At 69.7% G+C, this 18,861-nt stretch carries 12 protein-coding genes and 1 pseudogene; 2 read left to right on the forward strand and 11 right to left on the reverse strand.

Features of this window, described 5'->3' with window-relative positions:
- The 6 genes and pseudogenes from ACE3P2_RS09535 to ACE3P2_RS09560 form a co-directional block, all read right to left on the reverse strand.
- Positions 1–324: pseudogene (locus ACE3P2_RS09535) on the reverse strand (hydroxymethylglutaryl-CoA lyase); the annotation flags it as partial.
- A 13-nt stretch (positions 325–337) separates the two neighbouring features.
- On the reverse strand, positions 338–2,029 hold the full coding sequence (locus ACE3P2_RS09540; RefSeq protein WP_374263798.1) for an AMP-binding protein: 1,692 nt from the start codon (positions 2,027–2,029) through the stop codon (positions 338–340).
- A gap of 316 nt (positions 2,030–2,345) precedes the next feature.
- Positions 2,346–4,346, reverse strand: coding sequence for an acetyl-CoA carboxylase biotin carboxylase subunit (locus ACE3P2_RS09545; protein WP_374263800.1), 2,001 nt, complete (start codon positions 4,344–4,346; stop codon positions 2,346–2,348).
- 12 nt (positions 4,347–4,358) lie between these two features.
- On the reverse strand, positions 4,359–5,150 hold the full coding sequence (locus ACE3P2_RS09550) for an enoyl-CoA hydratase/isomerase family protein (RefSeq protein ID WP_374263802.1): 792 nt from the start codon (positions 5,148–5,150) through the stop codon (positions 4,359–4,361).
- Positions 5,151–5,283: 133 nt separating this feature from the next.
- The gene (locus ACE3P2_RS09555; RefSeq protein ID WP_374263804.1) at positions 5,284–6,891 is read right to left on the reverse strand and encodes a carboxyl transferase domain-containing protein; all 1,608 of its coding nucleotides are present in this window, start codon (positions 6,889–6,891) and stop codon (positions 5,284–5,286) included.
- A gap of 13 nt (positions 6,892–6,904) precedes the next feature.
- Positions 6,905–8,077 (reverse strand): isovaleryl-CoA dehydrogenase, encoded by a 1,173-nt coding sequence (locus tag ACE3P2_RS09560; protein WP_374263806.1) that lies wholly within the window; start codon positions 8,075–8,077, stop codon positions 6,905–6,907.
- Positions 8,078–8,228: 151 nt separating this feature from the next.
- Here ACE3P2_RS09560 and ACE3P2_RS09565 point away from each other — a divergent pair, with 151 nt between their 5' ends.
- The gene (locus ACE3P2_RS09565; RefSeq protein ID WP_374263808.1) at positions 8,229–9,308 is read left to right on the forward strand and encodes an AraC family transcriptional regulator; all 1,080 of its coding nucleotides are present in this window, start codon (positions 8,229–8,231) and stop codon (positions 9,306–9,308) included.
- A 188-nt stretch (positions 9,309–9,496) separates the two neighbouring features.
- On the opposite strand, the gene fdhD is transcribed toward ACE3P2_RS09565, so the two are convergent.
- The 4 genes from fdhD to ACE3P2_RS09585 are packed head-to-tail and all read right to left on the reverse strand — an operon-like array spanning position 9,497 to position 15,196.
- On the reverse strand, positions 9,497–10,324 hold the full coding sequence (fdhD, locus tag ACE3P2_RS09570) for a formate dehydrogenase accessory sulfurtransferase FdhD (protein ID WP_374263810.1): 828 nt from the start codon (positions 10,322–10,324) through the stop codon (positions 9,497–9,499).
- Positions 10,321–13,182: a formate dehydrogenase subunit alpha gene (gene fdhF, locus ACE3P2_RS09575; protein ID WP_374263812.1), complete on the reverse strand. Its 2,862-nt coding sequence runs from the start codon at positions 13,180–13,182 to the stop codon at positions 10,321–10,323. The genes fdhD and fdhF overlap by 4 nt, the downstream gene beginning before the upstream one ends.
- Positions 13,179–14,732 carry a formate dehydrogenase beta subunit gene (locus ACE3P2_RS09580; RefSeq protein WP_374263814.1) on the reverse strand — a complete coding sequence of 518 codons (1,554 nt, stop codon included), beginning with the start codon at positions 14,730–14,732 and terminating at the stop codon, positions 13,179–13,181. Before ACE3P2_RS09580 ends, fdhF begins: the two co-directional genes overlap by 4 nt.
- Positions 14,729–15,196 (reverse strand): formate dehydrogenase subunit gamma, encoded by a 468-nt coding sequence (locus ACE3P2_RS09585; protein ID WP_374263816.1) that lies wholly within the window; start codon positions 15,194–15,196, stop codon positions 14,729–14,731. The genes ACE3P2_RS09580 and ACE3P2_RS09585 overlap by 4 nt, the downstream gene beginning before the upstream one ends.
- A 491-nt stretch (positions 15,197–15,687) precedes the next feature.
- On the opposite strand from ACE3P2_RS09585, the gene ACE3P2_RS09590 reads away from it, so the two are divergent.
- Positions 15,688–17,172 (forward strand): hypothetical protein, encoded by a 1,485-nt coding sequence (locus tag ACE3P2_RS09590; protein WP_374263818.1) that lies wholly within the window; start codon positions 15,688–15,690, stop codon positions 17,170–17,172.
- Here ACE3P2_RS09590 and recD read toward each other — a convergent pair.
- Positions 17,169–18,861, reverse strand: a 1,693-nt coding sequence (recD, locus tag ACE3P2_RS09595; RefSeq protein ID WP_374263820.1) for an exodeoxyribonuclease V subunit alpha, incomplete at its 5' end; no start/stop codon positions are given. The two genes, ACE3P2_RS09590 and recD, sit on opposite strands and share 4 nt — an antisense overlap.

Genomic DNA, 18,861 nt, shown 5'->3' on the forward strand with positions numbered 1-18,861 from the left:
GAACGATTCCGACGCCGCGCCGAACACCGCCACCTCGGTCGCGCCGGCCGCCAGCGCGGCCTCCAGGCCCTGCAGGTTCGGCGTGAGCACCGGGTAAGCGACCCCGGGCAGGCGCACGATGCGACGCATCACCTCGGCGTTGTCGCCCATCTGCGGCACCCACCTGGGCGACACGAAGGACGTGGCCTCGATGGCCGTCAGCCCGCAGGCGCCGAGCCGCGCGATCAGTTCGACCTTGGTGTCGGTGCCGACCACCTGCTTTTCGTTCTGCAGGCCGTCGCGGGGGCCCATCTCGACGAGGCGGACGTGGTTGGGGAGAGTCATGCGCAGTGCTCCTTCAGGCGGTCGCCGCGTCTTCCAGACCGAGGGTCTGCTTCATCTTCTCGCGGATCTGGAACTTCTGGATCTTGCCGGTCACCGTCATCGGGAAGCTGTCCACGAAGCTGATGTAGCGCGGGATCTTGTAATGGGCGATCTGGCCCTGGCAGAAGGCGCGCACCTCGTCTTCGGTGAGCCGCTGGCCTTCGCGCACGATGATCCAGGCGCACAACTCCTCGCCGTATTTCTTGTCGGGCACGCCCACCACCTGCACGTCGAGCACCTTGGGGTGGCGGTAGAGGAACTCCTCGATCTCTCGCGGGTAAATGTTTTCGCCGCCGCGGATCACCATGTCCTTGATGCGCCCGACGATGTTGCAGAAACCTTCCTCGTCGATGGTGGCGATGTCGCCGGTGTGCATCCAGCCGGCCTTGTCGATGGCCTCGGCCGTCTTGGCCTCGTCGCCCCAGTAGCCGAGCATCACCGAGTAGCCGCGGGTGCACAGCTCGCCTGGCGTGCCGCGGGGCACGATGCGGCCATCGCTATCGACGATCTTCACTTCGCAGTGGGGCTGCGCGCGGCCCACGGTGGACACGCGGCGTTCGATCGGGTCGTCGGTTCCGCTCTGGAAGCTCACCGGCGAGGTCTCGGTCATGCCGTAGGCGATGGTCACCTCGCCCATGTTCATCTTGTCGATGACGCGCTTCATCACCTCGATGGGGCACGGGCTGCCGGCCATGATGCCGGTGCGCAGGCTCGATAGATCGAAGCGCGAAAACTCCGGGTGATCCAGCTGGGCGATGAACATGGTGGGCACGCCGTAGCTGGCGGTGCATTTCTCCTCGGCCACGGTCTGCAGCACGGCCAGCGGCTCGAAGGCTTCGGACGGATAGACCATGGTCGCGCCGTGGGTCAGGCAGCCCAGGTTGCCCATCACCATGCCGAAACAGTGATACAACGGCACCGGGATGCACACCCGGTCGCCTTCGCGCAGGCGGATCGCCTCGCCCACGAAGAAGCCGTTGTTGAGGATGTTGTGGTGCGACAGGGTGGCGCCCTTCGGGTTGCCGGTGGTACCGGAGGTAAACTGGATGTTGATCGGGTCGTCGAACTGCAGGTGCTCGCCGAGCGTTTCCAGTTCGTCCAGCTCGTCGCGGCTGGGGCTGACGAACAGGTCGTCGAAGTTGAGCATCCCCGGCGTGTGATCAATGCCCATGCGGATCACGATCTCCAGGCTCGGCAGCCGGTGGGCACGCAGCAGACCGGCCTCGCAGTGGCCGAGTTCGGGCGCCAGATCGGCCAACATCGCCAGATAGTCGCTGCTCTTGAAGCTGGGCGAGAGGATCAGCGCCCGGCAGCCCACCTTGTTGAGGGCGTATTCCAGCTCGCTGCGGCGGTAGGCCGGGTTGATGTTGACCAGCACCAGCCCCGCCTTGGCGGTGGCGAACTGGGTCAGCGCCCACTCCACGTTGTTCTGGGACCAGATGCCGATCCGCTCGCCGGGCGCGAGGCCCAGCCGGCGCAGCCCGCAGGCCAGGGCATCCACCTTCAGGCGCATCTCGGCGTAGGTCAGCCGCACGTTCTGGTGGCGTACCACCAGGGCTTCCTGGCCGGCATGGCGGCGGCAGGCTTCGTCGAAGAAGCGGCCGATGGTCTGGCCGATCAGGGGTTTGTCCGACGCACCGTGGACGTAGCTCAGTCGATTGCTCATGTGTCTCCTCACACCCGAATCTCGGTTTGCAGCTGCGCAGCAGCCGCGGCTTGGCGAACGTCCGTCTTCGCGGCTCATCCGCCTGATCCGACTGCAGCGCAGTGCTGCAGTCCCTTACCAAACAACCTGTACTGCAAGGCCCGGTGCTGCCATGCGCCGGCGCAAAGCCGGGCAATCCGGGCTCCACGCCGTGCACGGGGCGCAGAAAACCGTGCGATCACGCCTTTCAACCGGGCAAGAAACCTTGCGCCCGGCGCCCGGGGCTTTGCGGTGCAATGTCCTAAACCTTGCGCTTCAAGCTACGGGCCTTGCAGCGTCAGGCCGCCACCTCGAACTCCACCAGCTCGGCCCCGTCGCCGACCTGATCGCCCACCGCGAAGCGGAAGGCCTTGACGGTGCCGGCGGCCGGCGCCGTGATGGTGTGCTCCATCTTCATCGCCTCGAGGATCAACAGCGGCGCGCCCTTCTCGACCGTGGCGCCCTCGGCCGCCACCAGCGCGATCACCTTGCCGGGCATCGGGGCCAGCAGGCCGCCTTCGGCGCCACCGCCCTCGCCGCTATGGTGGAGCGGGTCCACCGCCGCAAACTGCCACGCCCGGCCTTGACCGAAGAGGTGACGGCGCTCGCCGGCCACGATCACCGTGGCGGTGGTGCGCAGGCCGTCGAACTCGCCCCGCAGCAGCCCACGCGGGTTGAGGGTGCCGGCGACGCGGCTCGCGCTACCGTCGAACTCCACCTCGTAGGCGCTGCCCCGATGGGTGACGAGGAGCGATTTTTCCACGTCGCCAAGGCGGAAGATCAAACGCCGGCTGGGCGCCGCGTTCACCCGCCAGCCGTCGCGCTGGTGCCAGGGCGAATCCGGTTCAGGATGGCGGCGGGCTTCGCCACCCGCGTGGGCGCGCTCGCGCAGCAGCTCGGCCAGCGCCACCGCCAGCCACGCCTCGCGGGCCGGTTCGCGCTGCTCGGGGAAGAGGTAGTCCTTCTCGCGCTCGATGAGGCCGGTGTCGAGATCGGCGTTGGCAAAGGCCGGGCAGGCGGTGAGCCGCGACAGGAACTCGATGTTGTTGGCGACGCCCACCACGCGGTATTCGGCCAGCGCTTGAAGCATCCGGGCCAGGGCGCGATCGCGGTTCACATCCCACACGATGAGCTTGGCGATCATCGGGTCGTAGAAGGGGCTGATCTCGTCGCCCTCCTCCACGCCGGTATCCACGCGTACGTGCAGGTTCTCGTCGGGCGGCGACAGGTGCACCAGCTTGCCGGTGGAAGGCAGGAAGCCCTTGGCCGGGTCTTCGGCGTAGATGCGTGCCTCGAGCGCGTGGCCGTTGATGGCGAGCTGCTCCTGGGCCAGCGGCAGCGGCTCGCCGGAGGCCACGCGGAGCTGCCACTCCACCAGATCGAGCCCGGTGATCATCTCGGTGACCGGGTGCTCCACCTGGAGGCGGGTGTTCATCTCCATGAAGTAGAAGGTACCGTCCTGGTTGGCGATGAACTCGACCGTGCCGGCGCCCACGTAACCGACGGCCTTGGCTGCATCCACCGCCGCCTTGCCCATCGCGGCGCGGCGCTCCGGCGTCATGCCCGGCGCGGGGGCTTCTTCAAGCACTTTTTGATGACGGCGCTGCACCGAGCAGTCGCGCTCGAACAGATACACCACGTTGCCGAAGGTGTCGCCAAACACCTGGATCTCGATGTGGCGCGGGCGGGTGAGGTATTTCTCGACCAGCACGTGGTCGTCGCCAAAGCTCGACGCCGCCTCGCGCTTGCAGGACGCCAGCGCATCGAGGAAGTCCTCGCTCTTCTCGACGAGGCGCATCCCCTTGCCGCCACCGCCGGCCGCAGCCTTGATGAGCACCGGGTAACCGATGGCATCGGCCTGCACGTTGAGGAAACCGGCATCCTGGTTGTCGCCGTGGTAGCCCGGGGTGAGCGGTACGCCGGCCTGCTCCATCAGCTTCTTGGCTTCGGACTTGGAGCCCATCGCGCGGATCGCCGACACCGGCGGGCCGATGAAGACGATGCCGGCCGCGTCGCAGGCGTGACAGAAGGCCTCGTTCTCGGACAGGAAACCGTAGCCCGGGTGGATGGCCTCGGCGCCGGTCTGCTTTGCCGCGGCGATGATCTTGTCGATGACGAGATAGCTCTCGCGGGCGGCGGCCGGGCCGATATGCACGGCCTCGTCGGCCAGGCGCACGTGGCGGGCGCCGGCGTCGGCGTCGGAATACACCGCGACGGTCTTGATGCCCAGGCGGCGCGCGGTCTTGATGACCCGACAGGCAATTTCGCCACGGTTGGCGATCAGAATTTTGTTGAACATGCTGTCTCCCTGTTATTTTGCCGCCGGCACCCAAGCTGCCGGGCGCTTTTCCAGGAAGGCGGCAAGACCTTCCTTCGCTTCAGGCGTGGCACGCAGCTCGGCGATGCGCCGCGCGGTGTCTTCCACCACGCCGTCGCACACCGGGCGATCCGCCACCGCACGGATCAAATCCTTCGCCGCCGCCTGGGATTTAGGGCCGCCCACCAACAGCGCGGCAACGATTTCCTGCACCTTGGCGTCCAGTTCTTCGGGCGCCACCACGTCGTGGGCAAGGCCCAACTCCTTAGCCTGGGCGGCGGAAATCCGCTCGGCGGTCTGAAAGTAGCGGCCTGCCTGACGTGCACCGATGGCGCGCAGCACATACGGGCTGATCGCCGACGGGATGATGCCGAACTTGACTTCGGAGGTCGCGAAACTGGCGCCTGTGGAGGCAATGCAGATGTCGCAGGCCGAAGCCAGGCCCATGCCACCGCCCAGGGCCGCGCCATGCACCCGTGCGATGGTGGGTTTATCCATTTCGGCCAAGGTGCGCATCATCCCGGCCAGCTTGCGCGCGTCCACCAGGTTGGCCTCCACCGACGCATCCGCGGCGCGGCGCATCCAGTTGAGGTCGGCCCCGGCCGAAAAGCTCTTGCCACGGCCGGCGAGCACCACCACGCGGACGGTGTCGTCGGCGTCCAACGCTTCGCAGGCAGCGGTGAGTTCGGCGATGAGTTGTTCGTTGAAGGCGTTGTGCACGTCCGGACGGTTCATCCAGATCGTGGCTACGCCGCCGTCGCGGAGGATTTCCAGGGTTTCATACATGGCTTTGAACCTGTAAGGAGTCAGGCGTGAGGCGTGAGGAGGCCGGATTCAAAGGAGGTGCGCTCACGATCGCCAGCGCAACAGGCCAGAACAAGGCCCTCCTCACTCTTCACTCCCAACTCCTCGCCACCTCTTACATTCGGAACAGCCCGAACTTGGTCGGCTGGATCGGGGCGTTGAGGCTGGCCGAGAGACTCAGGCCGAGGATGCGCCGGGTCTGGGCCGGGTCCACCACGCCGTCGTCCCACAGCCGGGCGGTGGCGTAGTACGGGTGGCCTTGGTCCTCGTACTGCTGGCGGATCGGTGACTTGAAGGCTTCCTCCTCGTCCTTGCTCCAGGCGCCGCCCTTGGCCTCGATGCCGTCGCGGCGCACGGTGGCGAGCACGCTTGCGGCCTGCTCGCCGCCCATCACCGAGATGCGGCTGTTGGGCCACATCCACAGGAAGCGCGGGCTGTAGGCGCGGCCGCACATGCCGTAGTTGCCGGCGCCAAAGCTGCCGCCGATGAGCACGGTGAGCTTGGGCACCTGGGCGGTAGCCACCGCGGTGACCATCTTGGCGCCGTCCTTGGCGATGCCACCGTTCTCGTACTTGCGGCCGACCATGAAGCCGGTGATGTTCTGCAGGAAAACCAGCGGCACGCCGCGCTGGGCGCACAGCTCGATGAAGTGGGCGCCCTTCTGGGCCGATTCGCCGAACAGGATGCCGTTGTTGGCGACGATGCCGATGGGCATGCCGTAGAGGTGCGCAAAGCCGGTGACCAGCGTGGTGCCGTAGCGCGCCTTGAACTCGTCGAAGCGCGAGCCATCGACGATGCGGGCGATCACCTCGCGCACGTCGTAGGGCTTGCGGGTGTCGGTGGGGATGATCCCGTAGATTTCGGACGGGTCGTAGAGCGGCTCTTCGGCGCTCGCCAGGTTGAGTCCCACGGGCTTGACGCGGTTGAGGGTGCTGACGATGCGCCGGGCGATGGAGAGCGCGTGGGTGTCGTTCTCGGCCAGGTGGTCGGCCACGCCGGAGACGCGGGTGTGCACGTCGCCGCCGCCCAGATCCTCGGCGGTGACAACCTCGCCGGTGGCGGCCTTCACCAGCGGCGGGCCGCCCAGGAAGATCGTGCCCTGGTTCTTGACGATCACCGTCTCGTCGCTCATCGCCGGCACGTAGGCGCCGCCGGCGGTGCAGGAGCCCATCACCACCGCGATCTGCGGGATGCCCTCGGCCGACATGTTGGCCTGGTTGAAGAAGATCCGGCCGAAGTGGTCGCGATCCGGGAAGACCTCGTCCTGCTTGGGCAGGAAGGCGCCGCCGGAATCCACCAGATAGATGCACGGCAGCTTGTTCTGCTGGGCGATCTCCTGGGCGCGCAGGTGCTTCTTGACCGTCATCGGGTAGTAGGTGCCGCCCTTCACGGTGGCATCGTTGGCGACGATCATGCACTCGACGCCATTCACCCGGCCGATGCCGGCGATCACGCCCGCCGACGGCGCCTCGTTGTCGTACATGCCGTAGGCGGCAAGCTGGCCGATCTCGAGGAAGCCGGTGCCCGGATCGAGCAGGTGATCGACGCGATCGCGGGGCAGCAGCTTGCCGCGGGCGGTGTGCTTGGCGCGGGCCGCTTCGCCGCCGCCGAGGGACACCTGGGCGGCCTTCTCGCGCAGGTCGGCGACGACCTTGCCCATCGCCTCGGCGTTGGCCTGGAATTCGCTCGATCGCGTGTTGATGCTGGATTTGATGACGGTCATGGGGGCTCCAGGCTTACGCGGTTTCGGAGAACAGTTCGCGGCCGATCAGCATGCGGCGGATCTCGCTGGTGCCGGCGCCGATCTCGTAGAGCTTGGCGTCGCGCCACAGGCGGCCGGTGGCGTATTCGTTGGTGTAGCCCACGCCGCCGAGGGTCTGGATCGCCTCGCCGGCCATCCAGGTGGCCTTCTCGGCGGAGTACAGGATGGCGCCGGCGGCGTCCTTGCGCAGGGTGCGGGCGTGGTCGGCCTTGTCGCAGGCCTGACCGAGGGCATACACGTAGGCGCGGGTGGCCATCCAGGTGGAGTACATGTCGGCAACCTTGCCCTGCATCAGCTGGAACTCGCCGATGCTCTGGCCAAACTGCTTGCGGTCGTGGAGGTAGGGCACGACGACATCCATGCACGCCGCCATGATGCCCAGCGGGCCGCCGCACAGCACCGCGCGCTCGTAGTCGAGGCCGCTCATCAGCACCTTGGTGCCGTTGCCCACGCCGCCCAGCACGTTCTCCTCGGGCACTTCCACGTCGTCGAAGAACAGCGGGAAGGTGTTGGAGCCGCGCATACCCAGCTTGTCCAGGTGGGTGCCGTGGGTGAAACCCTTCATGCCCTTCTCGACGATGAAGGCGGTCATGCCACGGGCACCGGCTTCCATGTCGGTCTTGGCATAGACCACCAGGGTGTCGGCGTCGCCGCCGTTGGTGATCCACATCTTGGAGCCGTTGAGCACGTAGCGGTCGCCCTTCTTGTCGGCGCGCAGCTTCATGCTCACCACGTCGGAGCCGGCGTTCGGCTCGCTCATCGCCAGCGCGCCGATGTGGTCGCCGGAGATCAGCTTGGGCAGGTATTTCTGCTTCTGGGCTTCGGTGCCGTTGCGGCGGATCTGGTTGATGCACAGGTTGGAGTGGGCGCCGTACGACAGGCCGACGGACGCCGAGGCGCGGGAGACTTCTTCCAGCGCGATGATGTGGGCGAGGTAGCCCATGTTGGTGCCGCCGTATTCTTCGGGGGCGGTCATGCCGTGCAGACCCAGGTCACCCAGTTTCTTCCACAGGTCGGCGGGAAACTCGTTCACCCGGTCGATCTCGGCGGCACGCGGCGCGATCTCCTTGGCCGCGAAGGCCTGCACGGTGTCGCGCAGGGCCTCGATGGTTTCGCCGAGGTGGAAGTTGAGGCTGGGGATGTTCATGGGGTGTCTCCTCCGGTTTGTTCTGGTGGGCACGCCACCGGGGCGTGACGCTCGAGTGACCCGCAGCGTACGTCCCGGCGGGTCGTCGCGGGCGCCATCGTGGTTGCAGATCGTGCCACACGTGCGCCGCCCGCGTTAAGATTTCGGAATCATGAAAACGCCCCGCCACGAACTGCCGCCACCGTCCCGCCGTGGACGCGCGGCGACCCCCATCGCCTTCATCCGCGCCATCGTGCAGGCCTACCGCCGCTACGGCCTCGACCCTGCCGGCGCCATGCAGGTGGCCGACATCGATCCGGCCCTGCTCGACGATGCCGCCGCCCGCGTCACCGCCGCGCAGATGGAGGTCATCTCCGGCCACGCGATGCAGGAACTGGACGACGAGGCGCTGGGGTGGTTCTCGCGTCGGTTGCCGTGGGGCAGCTACGGCATGCTGTGCCGCGCCTCGCTGGGGTCGCCCAACCTGGGTGTGGCGCTCAAGCGCTGGTGCCGCCACCATCTGCTGCTCACCGACGACGTGGCGCTCGGCCTCGAGGTAGGCAAATCCGCCGCCACCCTGGCGCTGGTGGTGCGCCGGCCCCTTGGCGAGATGCACGAGTTCTGCCAGGTCACGCTGCTGCGCTACGTGCTGGGCTACGCCTGCTGGGCCATCGACTCGCGGATTCCGCTGCTGGAGAGCCGCTTTCCCTTCCCCGCGCCACCCCATGCCGACGCCTACCCGTTGATGTTCCCCGGCCCGCTGCGCTTCGACGCCGATTGCGCCGCGATCAGCTTCGACGCGCGCTACCTCGATCTGCCGATCCGACGCGACGAGGCCGCCCTGCGTGCCATGCTGCAGCGGGCGCTGCCGCTCACCGTGCTGCAATACCGCCGCGACCGCCTGCTGGTGGAAGGGGTGCGACGCTTCCTGCGCGAACCCGGCGCCGCCGCCGCCACCGCCGACATCGTCGCCGCCGGCCTGCACGTGTCGGTGCGTACCCTGCACCGTCAGCTCCACGAGGAGGGATCTTCGCTGCAGGCCCTGAAGGACGAAGCCCGCTGCGACCGCGCCATCGAACTGCTCAACCGCAGCCAGCGCTCGATCAAGCAGATTTCCGCGCTGGTGGGTTTTCGCAACGAGAAGAGCTTTGCCCGCGCATTTCGGGGCTGGACCGGCGTGCCGCCGCAGACTTTCCGCGAGCGCAAGGTCGGCGGCCCGGCGCCGGACGCCTCCACGCCCCCCGCGGCGTGAATTTTTTTACGCTCACGGCATTTTTCGGGCGCCGGGGCATTGCAACGCACAATGCCGAACACGTAATCTATGCGCCGTCACCTCCACCCTCTTCCCCCAGAGGGTGAGCACTTCAACCCGAGCCGCCCCGCGCGTCTCGGGTTTTTCTTTGGCGGCGCGGGTCGCCACCCCCGCAAGGGGGCACGACCTCAGGCGGACGCGTCGATGACGATCCGCCCGGCGCCGCTGTAGATCGCGCAGCCACGCTCCCGCAGCCAGCCCACCAGGGTCAGCCCGGCGGACTCGGCGTTGCGCACCGCCAGCGCGGTGGGCGCCGACACCGCGGCCAGCAGCTCGATGCCGGCGGTGGCGGCCTTGTGCACCAGTTCGTGGCTGGCCCGGCTGGTCACCACCGCAAAGCCCTCGCCGGTGTCGACACGGGCCCGCCGCAGGGCGCCGATGAGCTTGTCGAGGGCGTTGTGGCGCCCCACGTCCTCGCGCACCAGATGAATCGTGCCGTCCGGGCCGGCCCACGCCGCGGCGTGCACACCGCCGCTCTGGCGATGCAGCGGCTGCATCGTCGTCAAGGCTGCAATCGCGTGGCGCAAGGCCACCGCCTCCACGCGCAGGCGTCGGGGCAGCCTCGGCACCGGACGGATCGCCTGGGCCAGGCTCTCCAGCCCGCACAGGCCGCAGCCGGTGCGCCCGGCAAGTTGCCGGCGGGTCGCCTTGAAGCCGTGGAAGCACGCGGCGCTTACCCGCAGTTGCAGCGCGATGCCCTGCGGGGTGGCTTCGATGTCCATGTCGAGCATGTCCGACGGGCGCGCGATGAGCCCCTCGGTGAGGCTGAAGCCGAGGGCGAAATCCTCGAGATCGGTGGGCGTGGCGAGCATCACCGCGTGGGAGATGCCGTTGTAGACCAGCGCCACCGGCACCTCCTCGACCACCGTGTCGGCCACCTCGACCGCCGCGCCCCCGTCCAGCCGCAACGCGGCCACCGGCATCAGCGCGGCAAAGGCGTCGACCACGCCGCTCATCCGCCCCGCTCCGTTGGCCGCAGGGCCCGCTGGCCGGCTTCGCTGCGATCGAAATCCGCCTGCCAGCGGGACGGCTGCTCACCGAGCGTCACCTCCACGGCGGTCACCTTGTATTCCGGGCAACTGGTGGCCCAGTCGGCGTTGTCGGTGGTCACCACGTTGGCGCCCGAGCCGGGGAAGTGGAAGGTGGTGTAGACCACCCCCGGCTGCATCCGCGCCGACACCCGGGCGCGCAGCCGCGTCTCGCCGGCACGGCTGGCCACGGCCACCCAGTCGCCGTCGACGATGCCCCGGTCGGCTGCGTCGAGCGGATGAATCTCGAGCCGGTCCTCGCTGTGCCACACGGTGTTGGCGGTGCGGCGGGTCTGGGCGCCCACGTTGTACTGGCTGAGGATGCGCCCGGTGGTGAGGATCAGCGGGAAGCGCCGGGTCACCTTTTCGGTGGTGGGCACGTATTCGGTGACGACGAAGCGCCCCAGGCCGCGGGCGAAGGCGGTGGTGTGCATGATCGGCGTGCCCTCTGGCGCCGCCTCGTTGCACGGCCACTGGAGGCTGCCGACCTCGTCGAGCCGTGCGTAGCTCACCCCGGCGAAGCTCGGCGTGAGCGCGGCGATCTCGTCCATGATCTCCGACGGATGACGGTAATCCATGGGCGCGCCGAGCGCCCGGGCGAGCGCCTGGGTCACTTCCCAGTCGGCCATGCCCGCCAGGGGCGCCATCACCTTGCGCACCCGCGAGATGCGCCGTTCGGCGTTGGTGAAGGTGCCGTCCTTTTCGAGGAAGGACGAACCCGGCAGGAACACATGGGCGTACTTGGCCGTCTCGTTGAAGAAGATGTCCTGCACCACCAGGCATTCGAGCGCGCGCAGCGCCGCCTCCACGTGCTGGGTGTTGGGGTCGGACTGGGCCATGTCCTCGCCCTGCACGTACATGCCCTTGTAGGTGCCGGCAATCGCCGCGTTGAACATGTTGGGGATGCGCAGGCCCGGCTCCGGGTCGAGCGCCACGCCCCAGTGGGCCTCGAACGCCTCGCGCACCGCCGCGTCGCCCACCGGCCGGTAGCCCGGCAGCTCGTGGGGGAAGGAGCCCATGTCGCAGGCGCCCTGCACGTTGTTCTGCCCGCGCAGCGGGTTCACCCCGACGCCGCGCCGGCCGATGTTGCCGGTGGCCATGGCGAGGTTGGCGATGCCCATCACCATCGTCGAGCCCTGGCTGTGCTCGGTGACGCCCAGCCCGTAGTAGATCGCGCCGTTGCCGGCGCCGGCGTATAGCCGCGCGGCGGCGCGGATGTCGTCGGCGGGCACGCCGGTGATGTCGGCCACCGCCTCGGGGCTGTTCTCGGGCCGGAGGATGAATGCCCGCCACGCGGCGAAAGCCTCCGCCTCGCAGCGGGCGGCCACGAAGGCGTCGTCCACCCAGCCTTCGGACACCACCACGTGGGCCAGGGCGTTGATCATCGCCACGTTGGTGCCGGGGCGCAGGGCGAGATGGAACTCGGCCTCCACGTGGGGGGTGCGCACCAGGTCGATGGCGCGCGGGTCGATCACGATGAGCTTCGCCCCTTCACGGATGCGCCGCTTGAGCAGCGCGCCGAACACCGGATGGCCGTCGGTGGGGTTGGCGCCGATCACCACCACCACGTCGGCCGCCAGCACCGATTCGAAATCCTGGGTGCCGGCCGATTCGCCGAGGGTCTGCTTGAGGCCGTAGCCGGTGGGCGAGTGGCAGACCCGCGCGCAGGTGTCCACGTTGTTGTTGCCGAAGGCGGTGCGCACCAGCTTCTGGACGAGGTAAGTCTCCTCGTTGGTGCACCGGGACGAAGTGATCCCGCCCACCGCCAGCCGGCCGTATTTGGCCTGGATGCGCCGGAACTCGCCGGCCGCGAAGGCCAGCGCCTCGTCCCACGACACCTTTCGCCACGGCGCGTCGATGTGTTCGCGGATCATCGGCGTGGTGACCCGCTCCGGATGGGTGGCGTAGCCCCATGCGAAGCGGCCCTTCACGCAGGCGTGGCCGGCGTTGGCGCCGCCGGTCTTGTCGGGCAGCATCCGCACCACCTGCTGGCCCTGCACCTCGGCGACGAAGCCGCAGCCCACGCCGCAGTAGGCGCAGGTGGTGGCGACACGCCGGCTGCCCTGGCCGGCGGCGATCAGGCTCTTCTCGGCGAGGGTCGCCGTCGGGCAGGCCGCCACGCAGGCCCCACACGAGACGCATTCCGAGCCCAGGAAGCCCTCATCCGCCCCCGCCACGACGCGGGAATCGAAACCCCGTCCGGCAATCGTCAGCGCGAAGGTGCCCTGCACCTCCTCGCAGGCCCGCACGCAGCGGCTGCACACGATGCACTTGGCGGGGTCGAAGCTGAAATACGGGTTGGATTCGTCCTTCGGGCGCGCGTGGGCGGCGTCGAAATGGTTGTCGCCGGCCATGCCGTAGCGCACCTCGCGCAAGCCCACCGCGCCGGCCATGTCCTGCAGCTCGCAGTTGCCGTTGGCGGCGCAGGTGAGGCAATCGAGCGGGTGGTCGGAGATGTACAGCTCCATCACCCCGCGGCGCAGCTCGGCGAGCCGGGGAGACTGGGTGACGACCTGCATCCCCGCCTCCACCGGCGTCGTGCACGAGGCCGGGTAGCCGCGCCGGCCCTCGATCTGCACCAGGCACAGGCGGCACGCACCGAAGGCGTCGAGCGTGTCGGTGGCGCACAGTTTGGGAATCGGGATGCCCGCCTCGGCCGCCGCGCGCATCACCGAGGTGCCGGCCGGTGCGCACACCGGGCGGCCGTCGATCAGCAGGGAAACCGCCGCTGCATCGCCGGCGGGACTCGCGGGGGTGCCGAGATCGGCGTGACAGCGGCAGCTCATTGCGGCTCCTGGGGGTCGTCGAGGCCGAAATCGGCCGGAAAATGTCGCAGCGCCGACAGCACCGGCATGGGCGTCATGCCGCCCATCGCGCACAGCGAGCCGTCGGTCATCAGCGCGCACAGCTCGTGCAGCAGCGCCGCGTTGGCGGCCCGTTTCTCGCCGGCGACGATGCGGTCGATCACCTCCACGCCGCGGGTCGAGCCGATCCGGCACGGGGTGCACTTGCCGCAGGATTCGGCGGCGCAGAACGCCATCGCGAAACGCGCCATGCGGGCCATGTCCACGGTGTCGTCGAACACCACCACCCCCCCGTGGCCGATCATTCCGCCCCGGGTGGCGAAGCACTCGTAGTCGAGGGGCACGTCGAAGTCCGCCGGCGGCATGTACGCGCCCAGCGGACCGCCCACCTGCACCGCGCGCACCGGCCGCCCGCTGGCGGTGCCGCCGCCGAAGTCGTCGATCAGCTCACCCAGGGTGAGGCCGAAGGCCTTTTCCACCAGCCCGCCCTGGCGCACGTTGCCGGCCAGCTGGAAGGGCAGCGTGCCGCGGGAGCGCCCGAGGCCGAAATCCCGGTAAAACGCCGCGCCGCGCGCCAAGATCACCGGCACGCTGGCCAGGGTGATGAGGTTGTTGATTACCGTGGGCTTGCCGAACAGGCCCTTCACCGCGGGCAGCGGCGGCTTGGCGCGCACCTGGCCGCGGCGGCCCTCGATGCTCTCGAGCATCGCGGTCTCCTCGCCGCAGATGTAGGCGCCCCCGCCGAGCCGGGGTTCGATGTCGAAGGCGCGGCCCGATCCAAGGATGTCGGCGCCCAACAGGCCGGCCCGCCGCGCCACGTCGAGCGCCGCGTTGAACACCTGCCACGCACGCGGATATTCGGCGCGCAGATACACGTAGCCCTGGGTCGCGCCCACCGCCAGCGCGGCAATCGCCATGCCCTCGATCAGGCAGAACGGATCGCCCTCCAGCAACATGCGGTCGGAGAAGGTGCCCGAGTCGCCCTCGTCGGCGTTGCAGACCACGTACTTCACGTCGCCCGGCGCATCCTTCACCGTCTGCCACTTGATGCCCGCCGGAAACGCCGCGCCGCCGCGCCCGCGCAGGCCCGATTCGACGATCGCCGCGACGATCTCCTGGGGCGCCATCGCGAGGGCAGCGCGCAGGCCGGCCAGCCCCTCGTGGGCCGCGTAGTCGTCGAGGCAGAGCGGGTCGACCACGCCGACGCGGGCGAAGGTCAGGCGCTCCTGGCGCTTGAGGAAGGGAATCTCGTCGGTCGCCCCGAGGCACAGGGGATGGGCATCGCCACGCAGGAAGCCGGCGTCGAGCAAGCCCGGCACATCGGCCACATCCACCGGGCCGTAGGCGATGCGACCGGCCGGCGTGGCCACCTCCACCAGCGGCTCCAGCCAGAACAGCCCGCGCGAACCATTGCGCACCAGCTCGACGGAGATCCCCCGGGCGGCGGTTTCGGCGGCGATCGCCAGCGCCACCGCATCGGCCCCCACCGCCACCGCCGACGTATCGGCCGGCACATACACCCGTACGCTCATTGCAGATCCTCCCGCAGGGTGAGCAGCAAGGCATCCAGCCGCGCCGCATCGACCCGCCCGAGCACCGTATCGCCCACTCGCAGCGACGGCCCGCAGGCGCAGTTGCCGAGGCAATACACCGGCGCGAGGCTCACCGCCCCGTCGGCGCTGGTCTCGTCGAAGTCGATGCCCAGCACCGCGCGGGCGTGGGCGGCCAGCGCCGCGCTCCCCCGGGCCTGACAGGCCTCGGCGCAGCACAGCTGCAGCACATGGCGGCCAGGCGGCGCGGTGCGGAAGTGGTGGTAGAAGCAGACGACGCCATGCACCTCGGCGCGGGACAGGTTGAGCGCCCGCGCGATGGCCGGCGTGGCCTCGGGAGGCACCCAGCCCAGCTCGTCCTGAATGGCGTGGAGGATGGGGAGCAGCGAATCCTGCCGCGCCGGCCGGGCCGCGATCAGGCGTTGAAGGATGTCGGCACGGGTCATGACAGGCTCATCGGGTGGCGGGCAAGGCAAACGGCACGATTCTACGCCGCGCCCCCCGCCACGACGCGCAGGATTTCACGCTCGCCCTCCCCCGGCCCGACCCCGCGCCCCCGCCCGGCGCGATGCCCTGCAGCGCCCCGACATCGACCTGCAGCGGGTTGACGTCGTCCTACCGTCGCCAAACATCGATCTACACCCGGTGAACATCGACCTACAGCCCGTGAACATCGATCTACACGCCGTGTACAAGACCTACAGGCAGCGCACATCGATCTACACCCCGTGCACGTCGACCTACACCCGGTGAACATCGACCTACACCCGGTGTACGTCGATCTACACCCCATGTACATCGACCTGCACGGCGTGCAACGCGATCCCCACGGGCCGATTGACACCCCGCAGCCCACCGCGCGCCCGACCCGCGCCCGGCGTTTGCCAGCGCCGGGCCGGCGGGCCTATGCTGGAGCCACCCCATCGGAGAACACCCCATGACCGCCCGGACCACCACCGTGGTGCGCAACGCCACGCCGCTCTACGAGGGCGCGCGGGCCCTGCTCGGCTATTTCGTCTACAACGGCTACAGCGCGTACCTCAACCTGCCCCTGGGCAACCTGCGCAACTGGTGGAACGCCGGCCTGATCGGCGAGGACGGCCGGCCCACCGCCTTGTTCCGCCGGGTGGTGTTCGATTTCAACGCCTTCGATCTCGAAAAACTGGCCACGCTGTGCGCGCTGTACTTCCACATCTACGCCAGCCACAAGCAGGCCAACGCCCACCTGCTGCGGGATTCGCCGAAAAAGCGCGTGCTCTACCTGCGTGGCTTCGACGATGAAGCCGCCGTGGCCGCCACCGACACCGTCGCCGTCGGCATCTCGACCGTCGACACCCAGCGCTTCAACCTCCGCCTGGGCGCGGGGCTCGGCGACGCGTTCGAACTCTTCAAGGCCCTGGGCCCGAAGGACGTGTACTGGGAGACCCTCGGCCACGCGGATCACGCCTACGGCGACTACGGGGCGATCATCCGCGCCGCCGGCGCGCCGATCCGCTCCTTCTACCTCAATGCCCGCCACTGGCAGGCCGACATCGCCTGGCTGGCCCCGCGGATGGACTATTTCGTGGTGTACGTCTCGTCGATCACCGAGAGCCTGCTGTGGGAGCTCCACCACCTCATCGACGCCGGCCACGCCGCCCGCACCACGGTGGTGTTCGACCGGGAGGCGATCCTCACCAAGAACCTCCACGCAGGGCTTTACGCCGCCCTGCCCGGCCTGCGGATCGGCGCGCTGCGGTGGCGGCCCGACCGCCAGGTCAAGCCCGCCGACGCCATCGACGCCCTGCGCGGCGAGCTGGAAAAGGCTTTCACCGTGGTGTCGGCGGACGACTTCGAGGCCACGCTGCCGGCCCTCGCCACGCGCATCCAGGCCGCCAGCGGCCCGCTGCCTCCGGCCGAACGGGTGGGCTGGCTCGATTTCCGCTTCGCCCCGGCCCTCGACGACGCCGCCCTCACGCGCCTGCGCGGACTCGACGAAGCCCTGGCGGCCGAGATCGACCCGGAACACGGCGAACCCATCGGCTGCCTGCCCTACCGCATCAACCAGGTGCTGCTGCGGGTGTTCACCGCGCTGCTCTTCGGCGCCCACCGGGACGCCGGCACCGCGCTGGCCGTCTATGCCGGCACCCTGCAGGCGGCGCTGGACTTCTACACCGCCGCGGGGCGCATCAACGAGCGGGTGCCCGCCACCGACACGCCCCGCTATCTGGACTTGCTGCGCGACCACTGCCGCAGCGCGGCGGATATCGCGTGGCACTTTCTGTGCGCGGGCGACTGCCACGACTTCGGCGACCACACCGCCGCCGCGCGCACCACCCACACGCACCACGTCGAGGCCGCCCGCGCCGCCACGGCGCACTTTCTGGCCGAGACCGCCGGCCCCGCCGGAACGAACGTGCCCCCGGCCGGCGCGCCCGCCTAGCCGGGCGTCGCCATCAGGCCCGAGACCCGCAGCACCCGCCGCTCCACGGCGCGCTCGAGCACCTGCGAGGCGGCGGCGTCGGCCAGGGTGAACCATCGCCGGGCACGGGTGATGCCGGTGTAGACCAGCTCGCGGGTGAGGATCGGGTTGAGGTGCGGCGGCAGGGCCATCGCCACATGGGTGAACTCCGACCCCTGGGATTTATGCACCGTCAGCGCGAACACCGTCTCGACGGCCTGCAGGCGGCTCGGCTGCACCCACTTGATGCCCCCGCTGCCGTCGCCGGCCGGGAACGCCACCCGCAGCGGGCCCTCGCCCGCCGCCGCCGGCAGCGCCAGCACGATGCCGATGTCGCCGTTCATCAAGCCCAGACTGTAGTCGTTGCGCGTCACCAGCACCGGCCGGCCGGCATACCAGCCGTCGGCGGCGGGGATCAGCCCGGCGTCGCGCAGCCAGCCGGCGATGCGGGCATTGAGCCCCTCCACGCCCCACGGGCCGCGTCGCAGCGCGCACAGGAGCTGGAACTGGCCGTGGGCATCGAGCACCGCCCGCGCCCAGTCGTCGATCTGCGCCGGGGTCGCGTCGGCGGGCGGACGGCGGGCCGCCAGCGTCTCGAGATAATGGCGGTAACCGCGCGGCGGCGCCCCGTTGCCGCCCGCCTGGGGCGCCGCGCCGTTGCGCTCGCCTTCCACCACGAGGCGTCGCAGCGCCGCCTCGCTGCCCGCTTCGCCGCTGCCGATGGGCACCCGGGCCAGATCGGCGTGGCCCTGCACGAACACCGCGCGCACCGCGTCCACCCGGCCGGCATTCACCGCCTGGGCGAGCCGACCGATGCCGCTGTCGCCGCCGAAGCGGTAACTGTGGCGCAACATCGCCACCGCCTGGTCGAGGGGCGTGCCGGCCGGGTCCACCAACGCCGGATCGATGGGCGCGCCGGCAATCCCGGCAAGCCACGCGGCGGTTTCCGGCGTGTAATGCCCCGCGTCGGCGCGCGCGCACAGCTCGCCGAGCACGGCGCCGGCTTCCACCGAGGCGAGCTGGTCCTTGTCGCCGAGCAGCACCAGGCGCGCCCGTGGCGGGAGCGCGTCGAGCACGGCGGCCATCATCTCCAGGTCCACCATCGAGGCTTCGTCCACCACCAGCACATCCACCGGCAGCGGGTTGCCGGCGTGGTGGCGGAAGCGGCGGCTGTCGGGACGGCTGCCGAGCAGACGATGGAGGGTGGCGACCTGTACGGGGATTTCGTTCTTCACCGCGTCGGGCGCGGGCAGGTCGCGCACCGCCCGGGCGATGGATTCGTTGAGGCGGGCGGCGGCCTTGCCGGTGGGCGCGGCGAGGCGGATGCGCAGCGCCCGGGGTGCCTCGGCGGCGGCGTCCGCGCCTTCCGCCAGGGCGAGCATCTGCAGCAGCGCGAGCAGCTTGACCACCGTCGTCGTCTTGCCGGTGCCGGGCCCGCCGGTGACGATGGCGAAGGCGCTGCGCGCCGCCAGGGCGCAGGCGAGCTTCTGCCAATCGGGCCCGGCACCGGCCGGGGCGGCGTCGAACAAGGCGTCGAGGGCGGCGGGCAGCGCAGCGGCGGACAGCGGCGGCGGCAGCGCGAGGCGGTCGTCGATGGCCGCGCGCACCGCTTGTTCGTACTGCCAGTAGCGGCGCAGGTACACCCGTCGACCGACCCGCACCAGCGGCGTC

Origin of the sequence: Zoogloea sp. (genome assembly GCF_041911615.1) — a bacterium.
Taxonomy (GTDB): domain Bacteria; phylum Pseudomonadota; class Gammaproteobacteria; order Burkholderiales; family Rhodocyclaceae; genus Zoogloea.